Below are 23,456 nucleotides of genomic sequence, written 5' to 3'. Positions count from 1 at the left end.
TGTTGGGCCTTGAGCCTGTTTCAACTTCGTTGAATCCGGCTCGTCGTTTGTTCTTGTTTGAGCGTGATCTTTTCGGAAAACCGGTTGCCACTTTTCCGGATCACGCTCTGGCCGGTATTCAGGTTTCGAAAATGGTGCCGGCACCTGCCGCCCGCGCGCGATCGCGGGCAAGCGTGGCGATGGCCGTGTCCTGCACGCCGGTGCCGGTGAGGTCGGCGATGGTGATGTCGCTGTCCGAGCGCCGGCCGTGCTTGTCGCCGGCGATGATCTGGCCGAGTTCGGCAACGTCGGCGTCGGCCGTCATCACCCCGGTCGCGATGGCATGATGCAGTTCGCCGAGCCGCCTGGTTTGCCGGGCGCTGTCGGCGACATAGAGATCGGCCATGCGCAGGATCGCCGGCGCGATCTCGTTCTTGTGCTCGGCATCCGAGCCCATGGCGGTGATGTGCTGGCCGGCCACGACGAAGCCGGCCTTGATCAGCGGTTCGGTCGACGGCGTCGTGGTGACGATGACGTCGGCGCCGGCGGCCGCCTTCGCCGCGTCCGGCTCGGCGCGCACCATGATGCCGAGCTTCTCGCGCAAGCGGGCGGCGGTGGCGTCTGCCTTGGCGGCATCGCGCGCCCAGATGCGGGCTTCCCCGATCGGCCGCACCAGGCGCAGCGCCTCGAGCTGCAGTCCGGCCTGGAGGCCGGCGCCGAAGATCGCGGCGACGGCGGAGTCCGGCCGCGACAGGTGCCTGGCGGCGACCGCGCCGGCAGCGGCGGTGCGGATGTCGGTCAGATAGCCATTGTCGAGCAACAGCGCCTCGACCTGTCCGGTCTTGGCCGAGAGCAGCACCATCATGCCGCCGCCGCTGGGCAGGCCGAGCTTCGGATTGTCGAAGAAGCCGGAGCTGATCTTGACGGCGAAGCCGTCGATGCCAGGCACATAGGCGGATTTTACGTCGACCTCGCCGTGATGCTCGGGAATGTCGAGGCGCAGGATCGGCGGCATCGCCACCGGCAGCGTGGCCAGCGCGCGAAAGGCGTTCTCGACGCAGGCCACGGCATCGAGGTCCAGCGCAACGATCTGGCGCAGCTCGGCCTCGGTGAGGATCATCATCCGGCTCATGCGGCACGCTCCACGGTTGATGGCGCCTCGCCGCAGACGATTCTTCTGTGCAGCGCCATGTCGATGTTGCGGCCGGACAGGATGAGCACGGCAGGCCCGGCCGTCTTGACCTTGCCGGCAAGCAGCGCGGCGATGCCGACCGCGCCGGCGCCCTCGACGATCTCGCGCTCCTCTTCATAGGCATGACGGATGCCGGCGGCGATCTCGCCCTCGGAAAGCAGGATAACATCGTCGAGCAGGTCGCGGCACATGCCAAAGGTCAGCCGGTTGTCGAGGCCGATGCCACCGCCGAGCGAATCCGCCAGCGTCGGCAGTTCCTCCACCTCGACTGGCCGGCCGGCATCGAGGCTCGCCTTCATCGCGGCGCCCCGCGCCATGGAGATGCCGATGACCTTGGTGTTCGGGCGGACACCCTTGACGGCGGCGGCGACGCCGGCAGCCAGCCCGCCGCCGGACAGCGGCACCAGCACGCTTGCTGCGTCCGGCACCTGCTCGATGATCTCCAGACCGAGCGTGCCCTGGCCGGCAATGATGTCGGGGTGGTCGAAGGGCGGCAGCATGACCAGGCCCTGTTCGCCGACCAGTTTCTCGACCTCCTTCTGCGCATCGTCCTGGCTGTTGCCGACGATGCGGATCTCGGCGCCGAGCCGACGGATCGCGTCGAGCTTGTTCTCGGGCACCAGCCGCGACATGCAGATCACGGCGCGGATGCCGTCGAGCCGCGCCGCGTGCGCCAGCGCGCGGCCGTGATTGCCGGTGGAGGCGGCGACCACGCCGCGCGTCTTATCCTCAGGGCTTAGCGAAGCGATCGCGTTCGAGGCGCCACGTAATTTGAAGGCGCCAGTGGTCTGATGGTGCTCGAGCTTGAGGTGGATGGGTTGGCCGACGCGATCCGTAAGGCTTGGCGACTGCACGGTCGGCGTGCGCTCGACCTTGTCGGCGATTCGCTCGCGGGCGGCGCGGATGTCGGCGAGGGTGGTGGCGCTCGTCATGATTGGCTCAGCGACTTCGTCATCAGCCGGCCGAACTGAGGCCGCGCCGTGTCGTCGCCGCACAGCCTGAGGCAATTCCAGGCGGTGGCCTGGTTGCTGGTGACGACCGGGCGGCCGATCGCCTGTTCCATGCCGGCGACCGCGAGCGCCGAGCGCAGCGCGGTGCAGGACACGAATAGCGCATCAGCCTCGGCATCGGTTGCCTTGCCGGCCAGTTCGACAAGCGCGGCCGGCGGGATGCGCGCCATCTCGCGGTCGTCCTCGAAGCCGAGGCAAGTGAAGCTCACGATCTCGAAGCCGCGCTCGGCGAAATAGGCCGCCATCGGCCGGCTGGTCTCGACCGTGTAGGGGGTGAGGATGCTGATCCGTCTCGCGCCCAGCGACTTCAACCCGCGCACACCGGCCATGGGCGGCGTCACCACGGCAACGCCGGGCCTGGCGGCCTGGATCGCCGCCTCGATCTCGGCGTCGCCGATCACCACCGAGGCCGAGGTGCAGGAATAGCAGATGGCGTCGAGCGGCTCGTCCGGCAGGATGAGCGCGGCGGCGGCCTCAAGCTCAGGCTGCATCCTGCGCAGATTCTCCGGCGTGGTCGGGTTCTTGTAGGGGATGCGGGCGACATAGACGCCGATCCGCTCGCTCGCCACCATTCGGCGGAAATCGGGCTCGCTGGTGTGGTCGGTGGCAAGGATGATCAGGCCGACGCGCTTTTCCATCGGGCGCGCATCGAGGGCCGGCCTTGTCGGCAACAGCCTGATTTCGGGCAGCGGTTGCATCAATACTACCTTTCGATCTTGCCGTAGCGGTGTTCCAGCCAGCGCAGCAGCACGACCGAGAAAAGGCTGATGATCAGGAAGAAGGCGCCGACCAGCGTCATCGGCTCGACGTAGCGGTAATAGGTGTTGGCGACGCTCTTGGCCTGGTTCATCAGCTCCAGAACGGTGATCGCCGAGAGCAGCGGCGTCTCCTTGAACATGGCGATGAAGTAATTGGCCAAGGCCGGGATCATCGGCGGGATCGCCTGCGGCAGGATGATGTGCGTCCAGGTCTGGCCGGCGCCGAGATTGCAGGCCTTGGCGGCTTCCCACTGGCCACGCGGCACGTTGTCGATGCCGGCGCGGTAGACCTCCGCCGTGTAGGTGCCGTAGTGCAGGCCGAGCCCGATGACGCCGGCCACCAGCGGCGGCAACAGGATGCCGAAGTCGGGCAGCACGTAGAAGATGAAATAGAGCTGCACCAGCAGCGGCGTGCCGCGGATGAATTCGGCGAGGAAGCCGACGGTGCGCGACACGGCCCGGTTCTCCGAGCGCCGCGCCAGCGCGATGGCCAGGCCGACGATCGCCGCCAGCACCGAGCCGAGCAGCGTCGCCAGGATGGTGATCTTCACCCCCTGGATCAGCGTCGGCAGGATCTCCCTGACGAAATTCCAATCCCAGTCCATCAGACGCGCACTCCGTCGATGCCGCGAGCCATGCGGCGTTCCAGCGAGCGCACGCCCCAGGAGATGACCAGCGCAAGCACGAAATAGATGACCAGGATGGTGGTGAATGGCATCAGCGTGTTGCCGGTCTGCGAGCGCACCACCTGCGCCTGGAAGGTGAGATCGGCGAGCGAGATCAGCGAGACCACCGAGGTCGCCTTGAGCAGCTCGATGGCGTTGTTGCCGAAGGTCGGCAGCATGACCAGCAGCGCCTGCGGCAGGATGACATGGCGCATGCCTTGCCAGCGGCCGAGATTGAGCGCGATGCAGGCCTCGTACTGCTCGCGGCCGATCGACTGGATGGCGCCGCGCACAACTTCCGCCGCATAGGCGCCGACATTCAGGCCCAGCGCCAGCACGCCGGCCTGCAGCGGCGTCAGCGAAATGCCGGCAAGGGGCAGCACGAAGTAGGCCCAGAACAGCTGCACGAAGATCGAGGTGCCGCGGAAGAACTCGATATAGGCGGTGGCCAGCGCGCGCACGATGAAGAAGCGCGACAGCCGCCCCATGCCGGCCAGGAAGGCCATGATCAGCGCCAGCACCGACCCCATCAGCGTCAGCTCGATGGTGACAAGCGCTCCCTGCAATATCAGGCCGAGATAGCCGGACCACTGGGTCATCTGGGTTCCAACGTTGGCGGTTAGCTTTCTTCTCCCCGTTCTACGGGGAGAAGATGCCGGCAGGCAGATGAGGGGCGGAGCCGCCTTCTGATATCTTGCCGCTGCCCCTCATCCGTCACTTCGTGACACCTTCTCCCCGTGAACGGGGAGAAGGAAGAAAGCGCCCTACTTCGCTGCGCAGAGCTTTTCGCGCGTCGTCGACATCGCGGCGGCCGCCGAGAAGCCGTAGGGCTCGATGATCTTGGCGAACTCGCCGGACTTCTTCAGCTTGGCGAGCTCGACATCGTAGGCATCGCGCAGCGCCTCGTCGCCCTTCTTGAAGGCGGCGCCGTCGCAATAGACCGGCGCGCCCATCACCGGGGCGATGACTTCGAGATTCGGATCGTTGGCCTTCTTGACCAGGTCGTTGATCGACAGAACGGGCAGCGAATAGGCGTCGATGCGGCCATCCTGCAGCATCTTCAGGCCGCTCTGACCGTCCGGCACGACGATGACGCGATCGCGCGGCACGCCGGCATTGAGCGCCAGCTTCTCCTCGGTGCCGCCGCCCGGCGCGCCGATGGTGGCGGAGCTATCCTTGGCGACGTCCTCATAGCTCTTGAAACCCTTCGGATTGCCCTTCTTGACCAGCATCGCCTCGGCGTCGCACAGCACCGGCTCGGAATAGGCGACCGCGGCGCAGCGCTCCGGCTTCATGAACAGGCCGGCGGTGACGACGTCGAAGCGGCCGGCCTGCAGGCCGGGGATCATGGCGCCGTATTCGGAGATCGAGGCGACGATGTCATTGACACCCAGGCGCTTGAAGATCTCGCGCGCCACGTCGGGCGCGGCGCCCGAGACCTTGCCGTCGGCGGCGACCGCCGTGTAGGGCGGCTCGTTGGCGATGGCGACGCGGGCGAAGCCCTGCCCCTTCAATTGCTCGAGCTTGGCGTCGTCGGCCGAGCGCGCGCCGGAGGCAAGCAGCATCGTGGTCACCGCGAGGCCGGCGACGCCGGCCAGAATGGCAAGTTTCTTCATTGTTCCCAACTCCTTGTTGTTGTCCTGGTTTGCGTTGTTTCGGACGACTGCGTCGCCCGTCTAGGATGGTCTCGCCGCTTCGGGCTTCGTCGCCCGCGGGACGATTTCGTCGCCCGCGGGACGACTTCGTCGCTCCTTAGACGCGGTGTCCGGCCGCGATGATCTTCTTCAGGAAGCCTTGCGTGCGCTCCTGTTTGGGGTGGCGGAAAATCTCGTCGGGCTTGCCTTCCTCGACGATGCGGCCGCGGTCGAAGAACAGCACGCGATCGGCGAAATCGTGGGCGAAGCCCATCTCGTGGGTGACGAGCAGCATCGTCATGTCGGTCTCGGCGGCGAGCTTGCGCATGACGTTGAGCACCTCCTCGACCAGCTCCGGGTCGAGCGCCGAGGTGACCTCGTCGAACAGCATGATCTTCGGCGACAAAGCGAGTGCCCGGGCGATCGCGACACGCTGCTTCTGGCCGCCGGAAAGCTGGGCCGGCATCGCCTTGGCCTTGTCGGCCATGCCGACCATGTCGAGCAGTTCCATCGCCCGCTTTTCGGCCGCGGCGCGCGCCACGCCCTTGGTCAGCATCGGCGCCAGCGTGACGTTGTCCATGACGCATTTGTGCGGAAACAGATTGAACAGCTGGAAGACCATGCCGATCTTCTGGCGCATTTTCGCCAGATGGCGCTCGTCGGCGGGCAGGAGCTGGCCGTTGCGCTCCATGTGGTAGAGATGCTCGCCATCGACCTGGATGTGGCCGCCGTCGATCTTCTCCAGCGTCATCAGGATGCGCAGGATCGTCGTCTTGCCGGAGCCGGACGGGCCGATCAGCGCCAGCTTCTCGCCGGGCATGACCTGCATCGACAGGCCGTCCAGCACCTTGAAGGCGCCGAAGCTTTTGGAAATGGCGTCGACCTTGATGATGGGCGTGGGCAATCAATTTCCCCGTTCTGGAGAAGCCTATGCCCTTAACGATGCGGAACGCGCTAAATCATGTCAATTAGGAAAATAATATCATGACAATATTTCCGACGCGGCACAATTTCAGGGCAATCTGAACTCCGCTTGTGCATCAGATGGCGAGCAGGAGATGCTCCGGATCGCCAAGCAGGAGCTTGGCGACAACGCTCAAGCCGGCGCGCAGTTCCGCCTCGGCGGTCGAACCCAGCGAAATGCGCACCGCGGGATGCCAGGGTGCCTCGGCGATGCGGAAGGAGCTGCCGGGCGCGATCGCCACGCCGCGCAGGCGGGCCTGCGACACGAAACTCTCCTCGGCGCGGTCGCCGGGAAGCTCGAGCCACAGGTGCAAGCCGTCGCGGTGGACGCGGTAGTCGATGCCGGTCAGCACCTCCGCGGCGATGTCCTGGCGCCGCCTCAGCGCGGCGCGCTGCCAGCGGACCAGCTCCATCGCCGTGCCGTCGGTGACCCAGCGCGTGGCGATCTCGGCCACCATCGGCGTCGCCATCCAGTTCGAGACGAGGTGGCGGTTGGCCACCGCCGCGACATAGCGGTCGGGCGCGGCGAGGTAGCCGATGCGCAGGCCGGGCACGGTGATCTTGGTGAAGGAGGTGACGTAGAGCGTGCGCTCCGGCGCGAAGGCGGCGACCGGCGGCGGCCGGTCCTCGACCAGCGGGCCGAGCACGTCGTTCTCGATGATGGCGATGTCGTGCTTGCGCGCCACGGCCGCGATCTCCTCGCGCCGCCTGGCATCCATCAGCGTCGCCGTCGGGTTGATCACCGAGGGCTGCACGAAGACGGCGCGGATGTCGGAGTCCCGGCAGGCCTCGTCGAGCGACTGTGGGATCAGGCCGTTCTCGTCGATCGGCAGGCCTTCGAGGTTGAAGCCGAGATAGCGGGCGAGCGGCACCAGCGTGTGGTGGCCGATGGCCTCGGTAGCGACCGTCGAGCCGGGCGGCGCCACGCTCATCAGCGCCACCGTCATGCCGGCGGTGGCACCGTTGGTCAGGCTGATGTTCTGCGGCGAGGCGTCGAGGCCGCAAAGCCGCAGCCATTCGACCGCCACGGCGCGGTGGCGCGGAAACACCATGTTCGGGCGGAAGGACAGCGCCGAGCTCGACGGGAGGTTTTCGGCCAGCCAGCCCAGCGCCTGCTTCAGCCGCTCCAGATGCATCGGTTCGCAGACCGGCTTCAGGATCGAGAGGTCGATGACCTCGCCCAGGCGCTCGGGAATGTAAGGCGGATCCTCCTCGCGGCGCTGCGTCTGGACGAAGCTGCCGCGGCCGATCTCGCCGGAAATCAGGCAGCGGCGGATCAGTTCCTCATAGGCGCGGCTCACCGTCTGCACCGACAAATTCAAGTCCTCGGCGAGCCTGCGGTGCGTCGGCAGCCGGGCGCCATTGGCGAGCCGCCCGTCATGGATGGCGCGGGCGAACTGGTCGGCCAGCGACTGGTAGGCCGGGCGGCGGATGAGGCTGGGATCTGGCTGCCACAATGTCATGACTTATTAGAGATCGAAATCAGTGCAATTGACAATCGAAATCATGCGCCCCCATGGTGGCGGCAAGCAAAAAGTGGACGCCCATGACCGCGGTGAAACTCGACCCGATCGACCTGAAGATCCTCGACGCGATCCAGCGCGACGGGCGCATCACCAAGCTGGCGCTGGCCGACAAGGTCGGCCTGTCGCCGACGCCGTGCTGGATGCGGCTGCGCAAGCTGGAGAAGGCGGGCATCGTCTCGGGCTATCATGCCTCGGTCGCCATGCGAGCGGTGGCGCCGGTGGCGACCGTGCTGGTGGAGGTGACGCTGGCCAGCCACCGCCAGGCCGATTTCGACCGTTTCGAGCGCGTCATCCGCGACATCCGCGAGATCGTCGCCTGCTGGTCGGTCGGCGGCGGCGTCGACTATGTGCTGAAGGTGATGGCGCGCGACATCGACGCCTATCAGCGGCTGGTCGACAGCCTGCTCGAGCGCGAGATCGGCATCGACCGCTACTTCACCTACATCGTCACCAAGACGGTGAAGGAGGAGACGGTGCTGCCGGTGGCGGATCTGCTGCCGGGGCAAGGTTGAGTCGGTCTCGCGATCAGCTTGGAGATTGGCCGAACGTCCGCTGCTTCGCCCCAGGGTGACGAAGCGGAGGAGGCTCGGCCAGTTTTCACGGTTCGGGCTGACCGCCGGCCGTCGCGCTAGAGAGATCATCTGCGCCCAAGGGTCATTAGAGACAATCTCTCTACCTGCGGCTGCCGAAACAGCCTCTCTGTCTCGACCGCGCGGCTAGTCTCTCCGTATCGCCTCGGCACCGGGAGACCTGATCGATGTCCGCGCATCTTGCCCGCACGAACCGCCATGAAGCCCTCGACGGCCTTTCCGACCGCCGGCTGCTGCGGGCGCTCGCCTATGTCGACAGCCACTGGACGGCGAGCGAGGCGGCGGAAAGTTTCGCGGTCACCGATCCGGCGACCGGCTCAGCGATCGCCTTCGTTGCCGCGCTCGATGCAGGGCAGACCACGAAGGCGATCGATGCCGCGTCCCGCGCCTTTCCGGCGTGGCGGGCGCTGCTGCCGCAGGAGCGCTCGAAGATTTTGCGAAAATGGTTCGAGCTGATCGTCGCCGCCAAAGAGGATCTGGCGCTGTTGATGACGCTGGAGCAGGGCAAGCCGCTCAAGGAATCGCTCGGCGAGATCGACTACGCCGCGTCGTTCATCGAATGGTACGCCGAGGAAGCCAAACGCCTCAACGCCGAGAGCGTCAGCAGCCATCTGCCGAATGCCGAGATGACCGTGCGGCGCGAGCCGCTCGGGGTCGTCGGCGTCGTCACGCCGTGGAATTTTCCCTCGGCGATGCTGACCCGCAAGGCGGCGGCGGCGCTTGCCGCCGGCTGCACCATCGTCGCGCATCCATCCTCGGAAACGCCGCTCTCGGCGCTGGCGCTGGCCGAGCTCGGCGAGCGCGCCGGGCTGCCCGCCGGCGTGTTCAACGTCGTCACCGGCGATGCGCGCACGATCGTCGGACGGATGTGCGCGGATGCCCGCGTCCGCGCCATGAGCTTCACCGGCTCGACCGAAGTCGGCCGGCTGATCGCGGCGCACAGCGCGCCGACGATGAAGCGGCTGGTGATGGAGCTCGGCGGCCATGCGCCGCTGATCGTGTTCGACGATGCCGACATCGACAGGGCCGTGACGATTGCGCTCGACGCCAAATTCGCCACCTCAGGCCAGGATTGCCTCGCCGCCAACCGAATCTATGTGCAGCGGCCGGTCTACGAGCGGTTCTGCGCCGCCTTTGCCCGCCGCATCGATGGGCTGAAAACCGGCAATGGGCTTTCCGGCGATGCCGATATCGGGCCGCTGATGCACGAGCGCGCCGTGCAGAAGGTGGAGGAGCAGGTCGCCGACGCGCTCGCCCGCGGTGCGCGCTGCCTGGCCGGCGGCGGGCGCCATGCCGCCGGGCCGCTGTTCTATCAGCCGACGCTGCTCGTCGATGTGCCCGACGAAGCGCTGATCATGCGCGAGGAGACGTTCGGCCCGGTCGCGGCGGTGACGCCGTTCGACGACGAGGCGGAGGTTGTCGCCCGCGCCAACGCCACCGAATACGGCCTGGTCGCCTATGTCGTGACCGAAAATGGCGCCCGGCAGGCGCGCATGGGCCGCGCGCTGGACTACGGCATGGTCGCCATCAACCGGGTGAAGATCACCGGCGCGCCGATCCCGTTCGGCGGCGTCAAGCAATCCGGGATCGGCCGCGAAGGTTCGCGCCACGGGCTCGAAGCTTTTACAGACCTCAAATATCTTTGCCTGGACGTGGCTTAAGGCGCGTCGATATTCAGGTGATGCCGGCCTGCAAATGGCGGCTTCCTGCGCTTCCGGTGCTCACGTACCAAAAGTACGCTCCGCTCCGGTTCTCGGAATCCACCATTTTCGACTCGGCCTGACCTGAATCTCGACGCACCTTGGGCCGCGCAAGGCGATCTTTCTCAAGGAGTCAAAAAATGCTTGAACAGTCCAACGAACTTGCCGCCTGGGATCGCGACCACTTCTTCCATCCCTCGACGCATATGGGCACCCATGCGCGGGGCGAGTCGCCGGCGCGCGTCATGGCCGGCGGTGAGGGCGTCACCGTCTGGGACAATACCGGCAGGAAGAGCATCGACGCCTTCGCCGGCCTCTATTGCGTCAATGTCGGTTACGGCCGCCAGAAGATATCGGATGCGATCGCCGAGCAGGCGAAGAACCTCGCCTACTACCACGCCTATGTCGGGCACGGCACCGAGGCCTCGATCACGCTCGCCAAGATGATCGTCGACCGTGCGCCCGAGGGCATGTCGAGGGTCTATTTCGGGCTCTCCGGCTCGGACGCCAACGAGACCAACATCAAGCTGATCTGGTACTACAACAACGTGCTCGGCCGGCCGGAGAAGAAGAAGATCATCTCGCGCTGGCGCGGCTATCACGGCTCCGGCGTGATGACGGGCTCGCTGACCGGGCTCGACCTGTTCCACAACGCCTTCGACCTGCCGCGCGCGCCGATCCTGCACACCGAGGCGCCGTACTATTTCCGCCGCGCCGACCGCTCGCAGAGCGAGGAGCAGTTCTCGCAATATTGCGCCGACAGGCTGGAAGAGATGATCCTCGCCGAAGGGCCGGACACGGTCGCCGCCTTCATCGGCGAGCCGATCCTGGGCACCGGCGGCATCGTGCCGCCGCCGGCCGGCTATTGGGAAAAGATCCAAGGCGTGCTGAGGAAGTACGATGTGCTGCTCGTCGCCGACGAGGTGGTGACCGGCTTCGGCCGTCTCGGCACCATGTTCGGCTCCGACCATTACGGCATCAAGCCGGACCTGATCACCATCGCCAAGGGGCTGACCTCGGCCTATGCGCCGCTTTCCGGCGTCATCGTCTCCGACAAGGTCTGGCAGGTGCTGGTCAACGGCGCCGACAAGCTCGGCTCGCTCGGCCATGGCTGGACCTATTCGGCGCATCCGATCTGCGTTGCCGCGGGTGTGGCCAACCTTGAACTGATCGACGAGATGGACCTGGTCACGAACGCCGGCGAGACCGGCGCCTATTTCCGCGCCGAGCTGGCCAGGGCCGTCGGCGGCCACAGACATGTCGGCGAGGTGCGCGGCGACGGCATGCTGGCGGCGGTCGAGTTCGTCAAGGATCGCGACGACCGCGTGTTCTTCGATCCGGCGCTGAAGGTGGGGCCGCAGATCGCCGCGGCGCTCGCGGCCAGCGGCGTCCTCGGCCGCGCCATGCCGCAGGGCGACATCCTCGGCTTCGCACCGCCGCTCTGCCTGACGCGCGAGGAAGCCGACACGGTGGTGGCGAAGACGGCGGACGCGGTGAACAGCGTGTTCGCCGGACTCTAATTTGACCGTCGGCGCCGCCCCTCATCCGCCTGCCGGCACCTTCTCCCCGTATAGTGACGGGGAGAAGGGAGAAGCTTCGACGCTGGAGCCCCCCTCTCCCCATCCTTCACGGGGAGAGGGTAGGGTGAGGGGCAGCGCCAACCTATATTGAGTTGGAGCCAACATTCATGACATCCCATCCCCCCATTCCAGCCACCATGGCCGCCGTGCAGCTCACCGGCCATGGCGGTCCGGAAAAGCTCGTCTACCGCACCGATGTGAAGGTGCCCGCGCCGGCCGCCGGCGAAGTGCTGGTCAAGGTCAGCGCCTGCGGCATGAACAACACCGATGTCTGGGTGCGCCAGGGCGCCTATGGCACGGAAGAGGACGCGGCGGCGGTGTCGACCTGGCGCCGGCAAGGCAACACGCTTGTCTTCCCGCGCATCCAGGGCACCGACACGGTGGGAACGATCGCCGCCGTCGGCGACGGCGTGTCTGCCGACCGCATCGGCGAGCGGGTGATGGTCGACTTTTCCATCTACAACCGCGACGACGATTCGCTGGCCGACATCGACTATATGGGCCACGGCCGCGATGGCGGGTACGCCGAGTATCAGACCCTGCCGGCCGAGAACGCGCATGTCGTCGACACCGATATGAGCGACGTCGAGCTCGCCACCTTCTGCTGCGCCTATCTCACCGGCGAGCAGATGCTGGAGCGCGCGGCTTTGAAGGCCGGGGAGCGGGTGCTGGTCACCGGCGCTTCGGGCGGCGTCGGCTCCGGCATCGTGCAGCTGGCGCGGGCGCGCGGCGCCATCCCCTATGCCATTGTCGGCAAGGGCAAGGAGCAGGCGGTGCTCGATATCGGCGCCGAGAAGGTGATCACGCGCGGCGTCGCGGATCTGCCGGCCGCCGTCACCGAGGCGACAGGCGGGCAACCCATCGATGTCGTCGCCGACCTGGTCGGTGGCGCGATCTTCAACGATTTGCTGCGCATTCTTCGGCCGGAGGGGCGCTACACGACGGCGGGCGCCATCGCAGGGCCGGTGGTGCAGCTCGACCTCAGGACGATGTATCTGAAGCAGTTGCAACTCAACGGCTCCAGCCAGGGCACGCGAGCCGACTTCCGCCGCATCGTGCGCTACATCGAGGACAGGAAGATCAAGCCGCTGGTCGGCGGCGTCTACAGGCTGTCGGACTTCCACCGCGCCCAGGCCGATTTCATCGCCAAGGATTTCGTCGGCAAGCTCGTGGTGGTGCCGGACGCGATGTGGGTTCGCTGAGCGAGCCGCCTGTCGCCCGACCGCTTGCCGCCGCATAGGCGCGCCCTAGATGCCGCCCCTAGCTACGGGGGCGGCTGGCAAGAGATGCCTCAAGCCTCCATGCTGATATTGACATCGGTCAAAGTTGCACACTAAACCTTGCTGCGTAATCGGTTACGTAACCGATTACGGATCAATCAAGTGGAGGAAAGCATGAGCAAGGATCAAAACGCGTCGGGTCTCGATCTAGGCCAGTTCTCGCGCCGTCAGTTCCTCAAGACCAGCGCATTGGCGGCCGGCGCCCTGGCGCTGCCGGTCGGGCCGGCGTTCGCCGCCGACAAGCCGAAGGTCGGCCTGGTCATGAAGTCGCTCGCTAACGAGTTCTTCAAGCAGATGCAGGCCGGCGCCGAAGAGTACGCGGCCAAGAACAAGGACAAGTTCGATTTCGCCGCCGTCGGCATGAAGGACGAGCGCGACTTTGCCGCGCAGGTCGACGCCATCGAGAACTTCATCACCCAGAACTTCAACGTCATCGTCGTCGCGCCGGCCGATTCGAAGGCCATGGTGACGCCGATCGCCAAGGCGCTGAAGGCTGGCATCAAGGTCATCAACATCGACGTCTCGCTCGATACCGAGGCCAAGAAGAAGGCCGGCATCGACCTCGCCTTCTTCGGTCCGGACAACCGCGCCGGCGCCAAGCTCGCCGGCGATGCGCTCGGCAAGGCGCTGGGCAAAGGCGGCAAGGTCGTCATCCTCGAGGGCAATCCCGAGGCCGACAACGCCAAGAAACGCAAGCTCGGCTTCGACGATGCGGTGAAGGAACACGGCCTCGACCTGCTCGATTCGAAGACCGCGCATTGGGAGACCGAGGAAGCCAATACGCTGATGACCAACTTCATGACCCAGCACCCCGACATCCAGGGCGTGATGGCGGCCAATGATTCGATGGCGCTCGGCGTCGTCAAGGCGATCGACGCGGCCGGCAAGTCCGGCCAGATCAAGGTGGTCGGCTTCGACAACATCCCGGCGGTCGGGCCGCTGCTGAAGGAAGGCAAGATGCTGGCCACCGTCGAGCAGTATGGCGCGCAGATGGCCGCGCTCGGCATCGACTACGGCCTGCGCGAGCTCGCCGGCGAGAAGTTCACCGGCTGGGTCAAGACCGACATCAAGCTGGTCACCGGCTGAGGCAGGCGAAGAGGCACCGGGCATTTAATGGCTGGTGCCATCGCTGCGCTTACCTCGTCACCGCCGCCGGCAATTCCGGCGGCGGTGACGGCGCGCCGACGCCGCCTTGGCGGCCGAACGGCGCAATCCAGGATTTTGCTGCATGGATGACGCGATTCTTTCCCTTCAAGGGGTCGGGAAGATCTTTCCCGGCGCCGTCGCGCTGAGCGACGTCTCGCTGTCGATCGCGCGCGGCGAAACCCATATCGTGCTCGGCGAGAACGGCGCCGGCAAGTCGACGCTGATCAAGCTGCTCGCCGGCATCCACCAGCCGGACAGCGGCGCGATCGCCTTCAACGGCCAGCCCTACCAGCCCAAGACGCCGCATGACGCGCATCAGACCGGCATCCGCATCGTGCATCAGGAGCTAAACCTGCTCCCCTATCTCAGCATCGCCGAGAATCTGATGCTGGAAAGCCTGCCGCGCCGCCGTTTCGGCATCGTCGACGGCAAGGCGCTCAACCGGCGCGCCCTGGCGCTGCTGAAGGAGGTCGGGCTCGACATCGATCCGCGGACGCGCGTCGAGGCGCTCGGCGTTGCCCAGATGCAGCTGGTCGAGATCGCCAAGGCGCTGAGCTACGACAGCAAGCTTCTGGTGCTCGACGAGCCGACGGCGACGCTGACGCCGCCCGAGATCGAGCGCCTGTTCGCCATCATCAAGCGGCTGAAGGCCAAAGGCGTCACCATCATCTACATCTCGCACCGCCTGCACGAGGTGTTCGAGATCGGCGACCGGGTGACGGTCCTGCGCAACGGCAGGCTGGTCGCCACCCGCGACCTGCACGGCCTCACCGTGCCCGACCTGGTGCGCATGATGATCGGCCGCGACATCGCCGACGAATACGGTTTCGACACTTCGATCGTGCCGGGCGAGGTCGCGCTCAGCGTGGCGAACCTGAAGCGCGACGCCACGACACCGGCGATTTCCTTCGATGTGCGGCATGGCGAGATCCTCGGCGTCGCGGGGCTGGTCGGCAGCGGCCGGACGGAAGCCATGCGCGCCCTGTTCGGGGCCGATCCGAAACTCGACGGCGTCGTTGCCATCGACGGCAAGCCGGTGGCGATCACGGCACCCAAGGACGCGGTCCGGCATGGCTTGAGCCTGCTGACCGAGGACCGCAAGGGGCAGGGCCTGCTGCTCGACCTGCCGGTGGACAAGAACATCACCATCACCGATCTCGGCAAGGTGTCGCGCCACGGGCTGGTCAACCGCAAGGCGGAGGCGGTGGCGGCGACCGACCTGGTCGGCCAGCTGCGCGTCAAGGCAAGCTCGATCGAGCAGGCGGTGCGCAACCTGTCCGGCGGCAACCAGCAGAAGGTGGTGTTGGCCAAATGGCTGTTCCGCGGCACCTCGACGCTGATCCTCGACGAGCCGACACGCGGCGTCGACATCGGCGCGCGGCGCGAGATCTACCAGCTCTTGTGGATGCTGGCGGCGGCTAAGAAGGGCATCATCATGGTGTCGTCCGACCTGCCCGAGCTGATGGGCATGTGCCACCGCATCGTCGTCTTTTCCAAAAACAGAATTGTCGGCGAGGTGCCGCGCGCCGAATTCGACCAGGAGCGCATCCTGTCGCTCGCCTATCAGGAGTATGTGCGACCATGAGCGAGACGTCCGAAGCAACCGTGTCGGCGCCAGTTTCCCCCGGCCGGGCGAAATTCCTGCGCTTCCTCATCCGCGATGCCGGCGTGCTCCTGGCGCTGGTGCTGATCACCGTGTTCTTCTCGGCCAGCGCGCCCTATTTCGCGACGCCTGGCAACGCGCTGAAGATCTTCGTGCAGATCGCCATCAACACGGTGCTGGCGGCCGGCATGACCTTCGTCATCCTCACCGGCGGCATCGACCTGTCGGTCGGCTCGGTGCTGGCGCTGTGCACGGTGGTGGGCGCCACCATCATGATCAACGAGAGCCTGTCGCCGGCGGTGGCGATCACACTGGCGCTGCTGGCCTGCATGGCGACGGGTGCCGCCTGCGGACTGCTAAACGGCTGGATCTCGACGCGCTGGAAGATCCCCTCCTTCATCGTCACGCTCGGCATGCTCAACATGGCCGCGGGCGCGGCGCGCGTGGTCAGCGACAATTCGACCATCACCGGCCTGCCGCAGAGCTTCGTCGATTTCGGCAATCTGATCATCGGCGGCTTCCTGCCCTCGATCTTCCTGGTCGCGGTGCTGGTGATCGCGGTCGGCTGGTTCGTGCTGCGCTTCACCGTCTTCGGCCGCATGATCTTCGCCGTCGGCACCAATGACGAGGCGGTGCGGCTCTCGGGCCACAATCCGGATTTCTACAAGGTCGCGGCCTTCACCATCAGCGGCCTGACCGCCGGCATCGCGGCGATGGTCTATCTGTTGCGCCTCAACATCGGCAGCCCGATCGCCGGCGTCGGCTACGAGCTCAACGCGATCGCCGCGGTCATCATCGGCGGCACCAGCCTCAGCGGCGGCAAGGGCTCGATCATCGGCACGCTGGTCGGCGCCTGCATTTTGCAGGTGCTGAGCACCGGCCTGCAGCTTCTGGGCGTCGGCGACAATTTCAAGCCGATCGTGATTGGGCTTGTCATCGTGCTCGCCGTCATCCTAGACGCATATAGGGAGAGGCTGTTGCGCAAGATACGCTAGGTTTTCCGTCCGGACTTGCGTGGGAAATGTAGGAGCGCTGGGACCAGGGGCCATGACAACGATCGCCGATGTCGCGCGTTACGCGGGGGTGTCCGTCGCAACGGTCTCGCATGTGATGAACCGCACGCGCCATGTCGAGCCGGAGACGGCCGAGCGCGTGCGCGCGGCGATCGCCGCCCTGCGCTACAGCCCGAATTCGCTGGCGCGGAGTCTCAGGCGCGGCGAGACCAAGACCATCGGCCTGCTGCTCCCCGACAATTCCAACCCGTTCTTCGCCAGCGTCGCGCGCCAGATCGAGGATGCCGGCTTCGTCGCCGGCTATACGGTGATCCTGTGCAACTCCGACGGCAGCGCCGAGAAGGAGGAGCGCTATCTGTCGGTGCTGATGGCCAAGCAGATCGACGGGCTGATCTTCGCCGGCTCGTCCGACCATGCGGGGGTGTTTTCGCGCCTCGCGCCCGACGTGCCGGCGGTGCTGCTCGACCGCGAGATCCATTCCGTCCATGTCGATTCCGTGCTGGTCGACCACGATCACGGCGGCTATCTCGCCGGCCAGTATCTGGTCGGCCTCGGGCACAAGCGGATCGGCGTCATCGGCGGCCCGCGCGATTCGAGCTCCAGCCCCGCGCGCCTGCGCGGCTTTACCCGGGCGCTGCAGGAAGCAGGCGTCGACCTGCCGGCTTCAGCAGTGGTCGATTCCGACTACCATTTCGCCGGCGGCCGCCTGGCGATGGAGCGGCTGCTGACGCAGGCGCCCGACATCACGGCGGTGTTCGCCTGCAACGATCTGATGGCGATGGGCGCGGTCACGGCGCTGCGCTCGTGCGGATTGCGGGTTCCCGACGACATGTCGATGATCGGCTTCGACGACATCCCCTATGCGGTCACCACCTGGCCGCCGCTGACGACGATCGCGCAGCCGGTGGAGAAGATCGGAACGCGGGCGGTCAGCCTGCTGCTGGAGCGCGTCGCCGAGCCGGCCGCGCATTCGCGCCGCGAAATCCTGATGCCCGTCCTGGTCGAGAGGGAAAGCTGCGCGCCATTGCGTGGGTAGTGCGTAATCTCCCCCCTTGAGGGGGAGATGTCGCCGAAGGCGACAGAGGGGGTCGCTGCGCATGAAGCGCCAACCTCCATCTGCACAAGCAGGCCGAGCCCAGTCGAACCGACCCCCTCTGGCCTGCCGGCCATCTCCCCCTCAAGGGGGGAGATACGTGCTCATTCCCTCAAGCCGCCGGCTGCAAACCTGCTCTGAGCAGCATGCCGAACAGGTCGCGCGGCTCGTCGGGGTCGGCGAGCAGGTCGAGCTCCTCATAGAGGCCGGTGGCCTGGAGCTGGTCGCGGACATAGCGTAGCGCGGAAAAGTCTTCCGTGGCGAAGCCGACGGAATCGAACAGCGTGATCTGCTCCGGCGCCTTGCGCCCTTTGGCCTTGCCGGTCATCACCTGCCACAGCTCGGTCACCGGATGGTCGGCGTCGAGCTGCTGGATTTCGCCCTCGATGCGCGTCTGCGGCGGGAACTCGACGAAGATGTCGGAGCGCAGCAGGATGTCGCGGTGCAGCTCCGTCTTGCCGGGGCAGTCGCCGCCGACGGCGTTGATATGGACGCCGGAGCCGACCATGTTGTCGGTGAGGATGGTGGCGTACTGCTTGTCCGCCGTCACCGTGGTGATGATGTCGACGCCTTCGACCGCGTCCTGGCCGGTCGCGCAGATGGTGATGTCGAAACCCTTGCCGGCGAGGTTGCGGGCGCATTTTTCAGAAGCCGAACGGTCGATGTCGTAGAGGCGCAGCCTGTCGATGCCGAGCAGCGCCTTGAAGGCGATGGCCTGGAACTCGGACTGGGCGCCGTTACCGATGATGGCCATGGCGCGCGAACCTTTCGGCGCAAGGTATTTGGCCGCGACGGCGGAAGTGGCGGCGGTGCGCAGCGCCGTCAGGATGGTCATCTCGGTCAGCAGCATCGGATAGCCGGAGCCGACATCGGCGAGCACGCCGAAGGCGGTGACCGTCTGGCGGCCCTCGCGCATGTTCTTCGGATGGCCGTTGACATATTTGAAGCCGTACATCTTGCCGTCGCTGGTCGGCATCAGCTCGATAACGCCGTCATGGCTGTGCGAGGCGATGCGCGGCGTCTTGTCGAACAGCTCCCAGCGGCGGAAATCCTCCTCGACATAGGCGGCAAGCTCGGTGAGGAAGCGCTCGACGCCGATGGCGAGCACCAGCTTCATCATGCGGTCGACGCTGACGAAAGGGACGATGGCAAGGCGGGACGGCTGGGTCATGATCAGAGGCTTCCGGAATGGCTGCGGGTCGGGCGGTCCATGATGCGGCGGCCCATCAGGCTGGCGGTGAGGTCGACCATCAGCGTGGCGGTGCGGCCGCGCTCGTCGAGGAACGGGTTGAGCTCGACGAGGTCGAGGCTGGTGACCAGGCCGCTGTCGGACAGCATCTCCATCACCAGATGCGCCTCGCGGAAGGTGGCGCCGCCGGGCACGGTGGTGCCGACGGCCGGGGCGATCGACGGGTCGAGGAAATCGACATCGAGGCTGACATGCAGCAGGCCGTTTTCCTGCTCGACCTTGGCCAGGAAGGCGCGCAGCAAGGGCGCAATGCCATGCTCGTCGATGGTGCGCATGTCATGCACGGTGACGCCCGCCTCGTTCAGCGCGCGGCGCTCGGCCGGATCGACGCTGCGCAGGCCCATCGCGCAGATGCGGGCAGGATCGACGGTCACAGGTAGATCCGGGAAATAGCCCTTGAAGCCGGCCTGCCCGCTCGCATAGGCGAGCGGCACACCGTGCAGATTGCCGCTGGTGGTGGTGTCGAGCGTATGGAAATCCGGATGCGCGTCGAGCCACAGCACGAAGAGCGGCCGGCCGAGTTCCGCCGCCCGGCGCGCGACCCCGGATACCGTGCCGGCGGAGATCGAATGGTCGCCGCCGAGGAAGATCGGCATCGCTTCGCGGGACGCCGCGTAGGCGGTGTCGGCGATCGCCGCCGTCCAGGCGGAAATCTCCGGCAGCGCTTTCAGCGCAAGATTGCCGTGGACAACCGCGCGCGCCTCGGCCTTCTCGACCGCGCCCCAGTCCTCGACCTGGTGGCCGAGTTCCGACAGCACCGAGACCAGCCCGGCCGTGCGCAGCGCGCTCGGCCCCATTTCGCATCCCATCCTGCCCGCACCGTCCTGCACCGGCGCGCCAACGATCCTGCAGCGCATGATTTTATCCGTCCTTGCGATTGATCGCAGGAATGAACCATCATCCGGTGGCGGTTTGAACAGGCGAAATTGGCATTTCGAGAAGGCCGATCTATCATATTGGGCAAATGATTTGAGCGAAATGGGCAATCATGGATGCGCTTGACGAAAGGCTGGTGACGCTGCTGAGGCACGATGCACGGCGCAGCGTCTCCGATCTCGCGGTCGACCTCGGCGTGTCGCGCGCGACGGTTCGATCGCGCATGGCGCGGCTGGAAAAGTCGGGCGAGATCATCGGCTACACGGTGGTGCTGCGTGCCGACGCGGTCGACCAGCGCACGCGCGGCGTGATGATGATCGAGATCGAGGGCCATGCCGCCGACCGGGTGATCCGGGCGCTCGGAGGCTTTCCCGAGGTGTCGACCATCCACACCACCAACGGCCGTTGGGACCTGGTGGTCGAGCTTGGCACCGCGTCGCTGACCGATTTCGACGCGGTGCTGCGGCGGATCCGGCTGATCCCGGGGATAACGGGGAGCGAGACCAGTCTGCTGCTGGCGACGCCGAGGACGACGCGGGCGAGGCTGGCTTAGCCCGGCAGGGTATTGGTCAACGGCTGGTCGTGGCCGCCACTTTGCGAAGCTGGCCAAGGCTCGACGCGAGTTTCTGCCCGTCTCGTTTTAGGACCGCCAGTTTGGCTTCGGCTTCGGACCGCTCTAACGCCAGTGTGGTGAGGTCAGGCTGACGCGAGCGGATCGACAGCGAACGAATGAGTAGAATCCATCGGCCGTTATGCTCGACCGTCACCTTGACTGTCCCGTGATACAGCAAGGTCCGGAACGCCTCATGCTTTTCGCGATACTGTGAAAGTTCACCAAGGGCGTGCCGGCCGGCCTCCTCAAACGGGCCGCCGGGGCTGATCGCTGCCGCCAAGTCTTCGAACCTTTGCCCGATGAGGTGACGCAAGCGCACTGCGATCCCGCCCTGTGCCGTGGCGCTCAACGCAAGCAGTGTCTCGGTCACCGCCGTTTCGACCATCGAGAAATGGTGCATACAGGCGCCACGCCAGGAATTGACCTCGCAGAAAGTCGCATCCCAATCAATTGACTGCAGCGATGGTGTTGTTTCGTCGGAGGTAACGGTCATTTATTCTTGATAGCATCAGATAAACAGTCCTGACAGCTTTGCCCCGACCATGGATGACCAAACCGGCGCGTGGCCGGCCTGCCCCGAGGGCGCTGTGCTGCCGGACATCCGCTCGACGCCGCGATTCCACGCTGTGTTGGCGGACGGCGCGGGCGCGGTTGGCATGGTAGAGGCGGCAGACGTCAGGAGTGGACGGCGACGCGCTTCCTTTGCGTCGCGACTTTCCCCTATTCTCCGGGGTATGAGCCGAGCCATAAATCGTGGGAACCAGCGCGATGCTGAAGATAATCGCGGCCGGGGTCGGCCTCGGCCTTGTCGGGTTCCTCGTCGCGATTTTCACCATGGGCGCCGGGCACGGGACGAATGTCCCGGGTTTCATCGTGGTCCCCTGGGTGATGCTGCTGATGATGGCAAACGCTGGCGCCTTGCCCGGGTTGCTCAGCGCCTGCGCCCAATTCACGATCTATGTTGCGCTGATCCGCTTCAGGCCGCTGCTTGTGCTGCCCATCGGGATCCTTCATGGCGTCGCCGCGGTATGGGGAATGGCGCGCAACGGAATCTTGTTCTGAAGGGCCCAAAATGCGAAAAAGCCGCGGCGGACCGCGGCTTTTCGTTTGCTTGATCCCCTAAGGGAAACTGGAGCGGGTGAAGCGATTCGAACGCTCGACCCCAACCTTGGCAAGGTTGTGCTCTACCCCTGAGCTACACCCGCTCACGCGGCTTTGGGCCGCAAGCCGGGCCTATATGGCTGAAGAGCGCGGCGATTGCAACAGGGAAATGACGGGCTTTTTCACCTAGCTCGACAGGGCTAGAAGCTCCGTTGCGGCAGATGCGGGGATTCGTCGGCTTGCCCCGGCGACGGTCTTGTCTCGGTGCGGTGATTGGCCGTAAACGGCGTAGCCGGAGCCGAGACCAAGCGCGACAGAAGTGAGGACCGATGCCGAAGACCGAAGCCGAGCTCAATGCCTTTCTTGCCGACCTCGGCATCGGCGTGTCGACGATCCGCCATCCGCCGCTCTACACGGTCGCCGATTCGCAGGCGCTGCGCGGCGAGATCGCCGGCGGCCACACCAAGAACCTGTTCCTCAAGGACAAGAAGGACAATTTCTTTCTCGTCACCGTGGATGAGGAGGCGGAGGTCGATCTCAAGCAGATCCATCATCTGATCGGCGCCGCCGGCCGCGTCTCGTTCGGCAAGCCGGAAATGCTGATGGAACTGCTCGGCGTCATTCCGGGCGCGGTCACCGTCTTCGGGCTGATCAACGACGGCGAGCGGCGGGTCAAGGTCTTTCTCGACCAGGAGTTGATGAGCCATGCCGTCATCAACGCGCATCCGCTGACCAACGAGGCGACAACTTCGATCGCATCGGCCGATCTCGTCAGATTCGTCGAGGCAACCGGACACGATGCTGTTATCTTGAAAGTCACGTCATGATCGCCACATGGATGGCGAAAACTGACCTCCAGCAAGAATTGTCGCGCCTCCCGCTGGCCGGCGGCGCGACCGGAAGGGCAATGACATGAGCGACAACAATCCATTCGGCAACAGTAGCGGCCAGTATGCCACGACGGTGCAATATGGCGGCGGCGAGCCCAAGCTCTCGCTCGGCGAGGCGCCGGCCGACCTGATCAAGGACACGACGACGGCCAGCTTTGCCGCCGACGTCGTCCAGGAATCGCGCCGCCAGCCGGTGCTGGTCGATTTCTGGGCGCCGTGGTGCGGGCCCTGCAAGCAATTGACGCCGCAGCTCGAAAAGGCGGTCAAGGCCGCCGGCGGCTCGGTCAAGCTGGTCAAGATGAACATCGACGACCACCCCTCGATCGCCGGCCAGCTCGGCATCCAGTCGATCCCGGCGGTCATCGCCTTCAAGAACGGCCAGCCGGTGGACGGCTTCATGGGCGCCATTCCCGAAAGCCAGATCGCCGAGTTCATCAAGAAGGTCGGCGGCAAGAACGGCGCCGGCAACCAGGTGGCGGAGGCGCTGGCGGCGGCGGCGGAAGCGCGCGGCGCCGGTGACGCGCAGACCGCGGCCGACATCTACGACGCCATTCTCGAGCAGGCGCCGGAAACGATCGAGGCGATCGCCGGGCTCGGCGAACTGCTGTTCGAGGCCGGCGACACGGAAGGCGCCGAGGCCATTCTGGCGCGGGCGCCGGAAGACAAGAAGGACGCGCCGCCACTTGCCGCGCTGCGCGCCAGGATCGCGCTCGCCGCGCAGGCCGCCTCGCTCGGCAATCCGGCCGAGTTCGAGCGCCGCCTTGCCGCCAATCCCGGCGACCACCAGGCGCGCTTCGACCTGGCGATGATCCAGAATGCCCGCGGCGAGCGGACGCAAGCCGCCGACAATCTGCTGGCGATCATCAAGGCCGACCGGAGCTGGAACGACGACGGCGCCAAGGCGCAGCTGTTAAAATTCTTCGAAGCCTGGGGCATGACCGACGAGGCGACGCTTGGCGCACGGCGCAAACTGTCGTCGCTGCTGTTTTCCTGAG

The 23,456-nt window shown here is 66.0% G+C and carries 23 protein-coding genes and 1 tRNA gene; 12 read left to right on the top strand and 12 right to left on the bottom strand.

The features are described from left to right. Positions 1 to 118: 118 nt before the first annotated feature. The 8 genes from EN857_RS29460 to EN857_RS29425 form a co-directional block, all read right to left on the bottom strand. Positions 119 to 1,111 (bottom strand): cyclodeaminase, encoded by a 993-nt coding sequence (locus tag EN857_RS29460; RefSeq protein WP_135859476.1) that lies wholly within the window; start codon positions 1,109 to 1,111, stop codon positions 119 to 121. Continuing rightward, positions 1,108 to 2,103, bottom strand: coding sequence for a hydroxyectoine utilization dehydratase EutB (gene eutB, locus EN857_RS29455; RefSeq protein ID WP_187331510.1), 996 nt, complete (start codon positions 2,101 to 2,103; stop codon positions 1,108 to 1,110). Before eutB ends, EN857_RS29460 begins: the two co-directional genes overlap by 4 nt. Then, complete coding sequence (gene eutA, locus EN857_RS29450; RefSeq protein WP_135859475.1) at positions 2,100 to 2,879, bottom strand: ectoine utilization protein EutA; 780 nt, start codon at positions 2,877 to 2,879, stop codon at positions 2,100 to 2,102. Before eutA ends, eutB begins: the two co-directional genes overlap by 4 nt. A gap of 5 nt (positions 2,880 to 2,884) precedes the next feature. Then, positions 2,885 to 3,544, bottom strand: coding sequence for an ectoine/hydroxyectoine ABC transporter permease subunit EhuD (ehuD, locus tag EN857_RS29445; RefSeq protein WP_127286487.1), 660 nt, complete (start codon positions 3,542 to 3,544; stop codon positions 2,885 to 2,887). Then, the gene (ehuC, locus tag EN857_RS29440) at positions 3,544 to 4,203 is read right to left on the bottom strand and encodes an ectoine/hydroxyectoine ABC transporter permease subunit EhuC (RefSeq protein WP_127392353.1); all 660 of its coding nucleotides are present in this window, start codon (positions 4,201 to 4,203) and stop codon (positions 3,544 to 3,546) included. Before ehuC ends, ehuD begins: the two co-directional genes overlap by 1 nt. A gap of 165 nt (positions 4,204 to 4,368) precedes the next feature. Next, positions 4,369 to 5,220, bottom strand: coding sequence for an ectoine/hydroxyectoine ABC transporter substrate-binding protein EhuB (ehuB, locus tag EN857_RS29435; RefSeq protein ID WP_127309142.1), 852 nt, complete (start codon positions 5,218 to 5,220; stop codon positions 4,369 to 4,371). Between the two features lie 136 nt (positions 5,221 to 5,356). After that, entirely contained in the window at positions 5,357 to 6,142 is a 786-nt protein-coding gene (gene ehuA / locus EN857_RS29430) for an ectoine/hydroxyectoine ABC transporter ATP-binding protein EhuA (RefSeq protein ID WP_135859474.1), read from the bottom strand. A 136-nt stretch (positions 6,143 to 6,278) separates the two neighbouring features. Then, the gene (locus tag EN857_RS29425) at positions 6,279 to 7,664 is read right to left on the bottom strand and encodes a PLP-dependent aminotransferase family protein (RefSeq protein WP_135859473.1); all 1,386 of its coding nucleotides are present in this window, start codon (positions 7,662 to 7,664) and stop codon (positions 6,279 to 6,281) included. 83 nt (positions 7,665 to 7,747) lie between these two features. Here EN857_RS29425 and EN857_RS29420 point away from each other — a divergent pair, with 83 nt between their 5' ends. The 8 genes from EN857_RS29420 (at position 7,748) to EN857_RS29385 (ending at position 17,675) form a co-directional block, all read left to right on the top strand. Beyond that, complete coding sequence (locus EN857_RS29420) at positions 7,748 to 8,239, top strand: Lrp/AsnC family transcriptional regulator (protein WP_127309144.1); 492 nt, start codon at positions 7,748 to 7,750, stop codon at positions 8,237 to 8,239. Between the two features lie 245 nt (positions 8,240 to 8,484). Further along, positions 8,485 to 9,978: an NAD-dependent succinate-semialdehyde dehydrogenase gene (locus tag EN857_RS29415; RefSeq protein WP_135859472.1), complete on the top strand. Its 1,494-nt coding sequence runs from the start codon at positions 8,485 to 8,487 to the stop codon at positions 9,976 to 9,978. 179 nt (positions 9,979 to 10,157) lie between these two features. Continuing rightward, positions 10,158 to 11,537 carry an aspartate aminotransferase family protein gene (locus EN857_RS29410; RefSeq protein ID WP_135859471.1) on the top strand — a complete coding sequence of 460 codons (1,380 nt, stop codon included), beginning with the start codon at positions 10,158 to 10,160 and terminating at the stop codon, positions 11,535 to 11,537. Between the two features lie 167 nt (positions 11,538 to 11,704). Continuing rightward, the gene (locus EN857_RS29405; RefSeq protein ID WP_135859470.1) at positions 11,705 to 12,799 is read left to right on the top strand and encodes an alcohol dehydrogenase family protein; all 1,095 of its coding nucleotides are present in this window, start codon (positions 11,705 to 11,707) and stop codon (positions 12,797 to 12,799) included. A gap of 192 nt (positions 12,800 to 12,991) precedes the next feature. Then, positions 12,992 to 13,963, top strand: a complete 972-nt coding sequence (locus EN857_RS29400; protein WP_135859469.1) for a sugar ABC transporter substrate-binding protein — start codon at positions 12,992 to 12,994, stop codon at positions 13,961 to 13,963. A 142-nt stretch (positions 13,964 to 14,105) separates the two neighbouring features. Further along, complete coding sequence (locus EN857_RS29395; RefSeq protein ID WP_135859468.1) at positions 14,106 to 15,608, top strand: sugar ABC transporter ATP-binding protein; 1,503 nt, start codon at positions 14,106 to 14,108, stop codon at positions 15,606 to 15,608. Next, a complete protein-coding gene (locus EN857_RS29390) occupies positions 15,605 to 16,621 on the top strand; it encodes an ABC transporter permease (protein ID WP_127284792.1) in 1,017 nt (338 codons plus the stop codon). Before EN857_RS29395 ends, EN857_RS29390 begins: the two co-directional genes overlap by 4 nt. A 52-nt stretch (positions 16,622 to 16,673) precedes the next feature. Further along, positions 16,674 to 17,675, top strand: a complete 1,002-nt coding sequence (locus EN857_RS29385) for a substrate-binding domain-containing protein (RefSeq protein WP_135859467.1) — start codon at positions 16,674 to 16,676, stop codon at positions 17,673 to 17,675. A gap of 169 nt (positions 17,676 to 17,844) precedes the next feature. Here EN857_RS29385 and EN857_RS29380 read toward each other — a convergent pair whose 3' ends face one another. Next, a complete protein-coding gene (locus EN857_RS29380; RefSeq protein ID WP_127284790.1) occupies positions 17,845 to 18,903 on the bottom strand; it encodes an ornithine cyclodeaminase in 1,059 nt (352 codons plus the stop codon). Positions 18,904 to 18,905: 2 nt separating this feature from the next. Further along, positions 18,906 to 19,838, bottom strand: a complete 933-nt coding sequence (gene rocF / locus EN857_RS29375; protein WP_127284789.1) for an arginase — start codon at positions 19,836 to 19,838, stop codon at positions 18,906 to 18,908. Positions 19,839 to 19,969: 131 nt separating this feature from the next. Between rocF and EN857_RS29370 the strand changes: the two genes are divergently transcribed. After that, positions 19,970 to 20,410: an Lrp/AsnC family transcriptional regulator gene (locus EN857_RS29370; RefSeq protein WP_135859466.1), complete on the top strand. Its 441-nt coding sequence runs from the start codon at positions 19,970 to 19,972 to the stop codon at positions 20,408 to 20,410. Between the two features lie 16 nt (positions 20,411 to 20,426). On the opposite strand, the gene EN857_RS29365 is transcribed toward EN857_RS29370, so the two are convergent. Further along, positions 20,427 to 20,963 (bottom strand): hypothetical protein, encoded by a 537-nt coding sequence (locus tag EN857_RS29365; protein ID WP_135859465.1) that lies wholly within the window; start codon positions 20,961 to 20,963, stop codon positions 20,427 to 20,429. A 260-nt stretch (positions 20,964 to 21,223) separates the two neighbouring features. Here EN857_RS29365 and EN857_RS29360 point away from each other — a divergent pair, with 260 nt between their 5' ends. Continuing rightward, complete coding sequence (locus EN857_RS29360) at positions 21,224 to 21,532, top strand: hypothetical protein (protein WP_135859464.1); 309 nt, start codon at positions 21,224 to 21,226, stop codon at positions 21,530 to 21,532. Between the two features lie 68 nt (positions 21,533 to 21,600). Here EN857_RS29360 and EN857_RS29355 read toward each other — a convergent pair. Further along, positions 21,601 to 21,675, bottom strand: a tRNA-Gly gene (locus EN857_RS29355). Positions 21,676 to 21,900: 225 nt separating this feature from the next. Between EN857_RS29355 and EN857_RS29350 the strand changes: the two genes are divergently transcribed. Continuing rightward, complete coding sequence (locus EN857_RS29350) at positions 21,901 to 22,398, top strand: prolyl-tRNA synthetase associated domain-containing protein (RefSeq protein WP_135859463.1); 498 nt, start codon at positions 21,901 to 21,903, stop codon at positions 22,396 to 22,398. 85 nt (positions 22,399 to 22,483) lie between these two features. Further along, complete coding sequence (gene trxA, locus EN857_RS29345) at positions 22,484 to 23,455, top strand: thioredoxin (protein ID WP_135859462.1); 972 nt, start codon at positions 22,484 to 22,486, stop codon at positions 23,453 to 23,455. Position 23,456: the final 1 nt, after the last annotated feature.

It is taken from the genome of Mesorhizobium sp. M4B.F.Ca.ET.214.01.1.1, assembly GCF_004791545.1.
GTDB classification, from domain to species: Bacteria; Pseudomonadota; Alphaproteobacteria; order Rhizobiales; family Rhizobiaceae; genus Mesorhizobium; species Mesorhizobium abyssinicae.
This window is presented reverse-complemented; position numbering and strand designations above follow the sequence as displayed.

Excerpts from the sequence above, each read along its gene's own strand:
- EN857_RS29460 (WP_135859476.1), bottom strand. The coding sequence starts at position 1,111 with ATGAGCCGGATGATGATCCTCACCGAGGCCGAGCTGCGCCAGATCGTT.
- eutB (WP_187331510.1), bottom strand. The coding sequence starts at position 2,103 with ATGACGAGCGCCACCACCCTCGCCGACATCCGCGCCGCCCGCGAGCGA.
- eutA (WP_135859475.1), bottom strand. The coding sequence starts at position 2,879 with ATGCAACCGCTGCCCGAAATCAGGCTGTTGCCGACAAGGCCGGCCCTC.
- ehuD (WP_127286487.1), bottom strand. The coding sequence starts at position 3,544 with ATGGACTGGGATTGGAATTTCGTCAGGGAGATCCTGCCGACGCTGATC.
- ehuC (WP_127392353.1), bottom strand. The coding sequence starts at position 4,203 with ATGACCCAGTGGTCCGGCTATCTCGGCCTGATATTGCAGGGAGCGCTT.
- ehuB (WP_127309142.1), bottom strand. The coding sequence starts at position 5,220 with ATGAAGAAACTTGCCATTCTGGCCGGCGTCGCCGGCCTCGCGGTGACC.
- EN857_RS29425 (WP_135859473.1), bottom strand. The coding sequence starts at position 7,664 with ATGACATTGTGGCAGCCAGATCCCAGCCTCATCCGCCGCCCGGCCTAC.
- EN857_RS29420 (WP_127309144.1), top strand. The coding sequence starts at position 7,748 with ATGACCGCGGTGAAACTCGACCCGATCGACCTGAAGATCCTCGACGCG.
- EN857_RS29415 (WP_135859472.1), top strand. The coding sequence starts at position 8,485 with ATGTCCGCGCATCTTGCCCGCACGAACCGCCATGAAGCCCTCGACGGC.
- EN857_RS29410 (WP_135859471.1), top strand. The coding sequence starts at position 10,158 with ATGCTTGAACAGTCCAACGAACTTGCCGCCTGGGATCGCGACCACTTC.
- EN857_RS29405 (WP_135859470.1), top strand. The coding sequence starts at position 11,705 with ATGACATCCCATCCCCCCATTCCAGCCACCATGGCCGCCGTGCAGCTC.
- EN857_RS29400 (WP_135859469.1), top strand. The coding sequence starts at position 12,992 with ATGAGCAAGGATCAAAACGCGTCGGGTCTCGATCTAGGCCAGTTCTCG.
- EN857_RS29395 (WP_135859468.1), top strand. The coding sequence starts at position 14,106 with ATGGATGACGCGATTCTTTCCCTTCAAGGGGTCGGGAAGATCTTTCCC.
- EN857_RS29390 (WP_127284792.1), top strand. The coding sequence starts at position 15,605 with ATGAGCGAGACGTCCGAAGCAACCGTGTCGGCGCCAGTTTCCCCCGGC.
- EN857_RS29385 (WP_135859467.1), top strand. The coding sequence starts at position 16,674 with ATGACAACGATCGCCGATGTCGCGCGTTACGCGGGGGTGTCCGTCGCA.
- EN857_RS29380 (WP_127284790.1), bottom strand. The coding sequence starts at position 18,903 with ATGACCCAGCCGTCCCGCCTTGCCATCGTCCCTTTCGTCAGCGTCGAC.
- rocF (WP_127284789.1), bottom strand. The coding sequence starts at position 19,838 with ATGCGCTGCAGGATCGTTGGCGCGCCGGTGCAGGACGGTGCGGGCAGG.
- EN857_RS29370 (WP_135859466.1), top strand. The coding sequence starts at position 19,970 with ATGGATGCGCTTGACGAAAGGCTGGTGACGCTGCTGAGGCACGATGCA.
- EN857_RS29365 (WP_135859465.1), bottom strand. The coding sequence starts at position 20,963 with ATGACCGTTACCTCCGACGAAACAACACCATCGCTGCAGTCAATTGAT.
- EN857_RS29350 (WP_135859463.1), top strand. The coding sequence starts at position 21,901 with ATGCCGAAGACCGAAGCCGAGCTCAATGCCTTTCTTGCCGACCTCGGC.
- trxA (WP_135859462.1), top strand. The coding sequence starts at position 22,484 with ATGAGCGACAACAATCCATTCGGCAACAGTAGCGGCCAGTATGCCACG.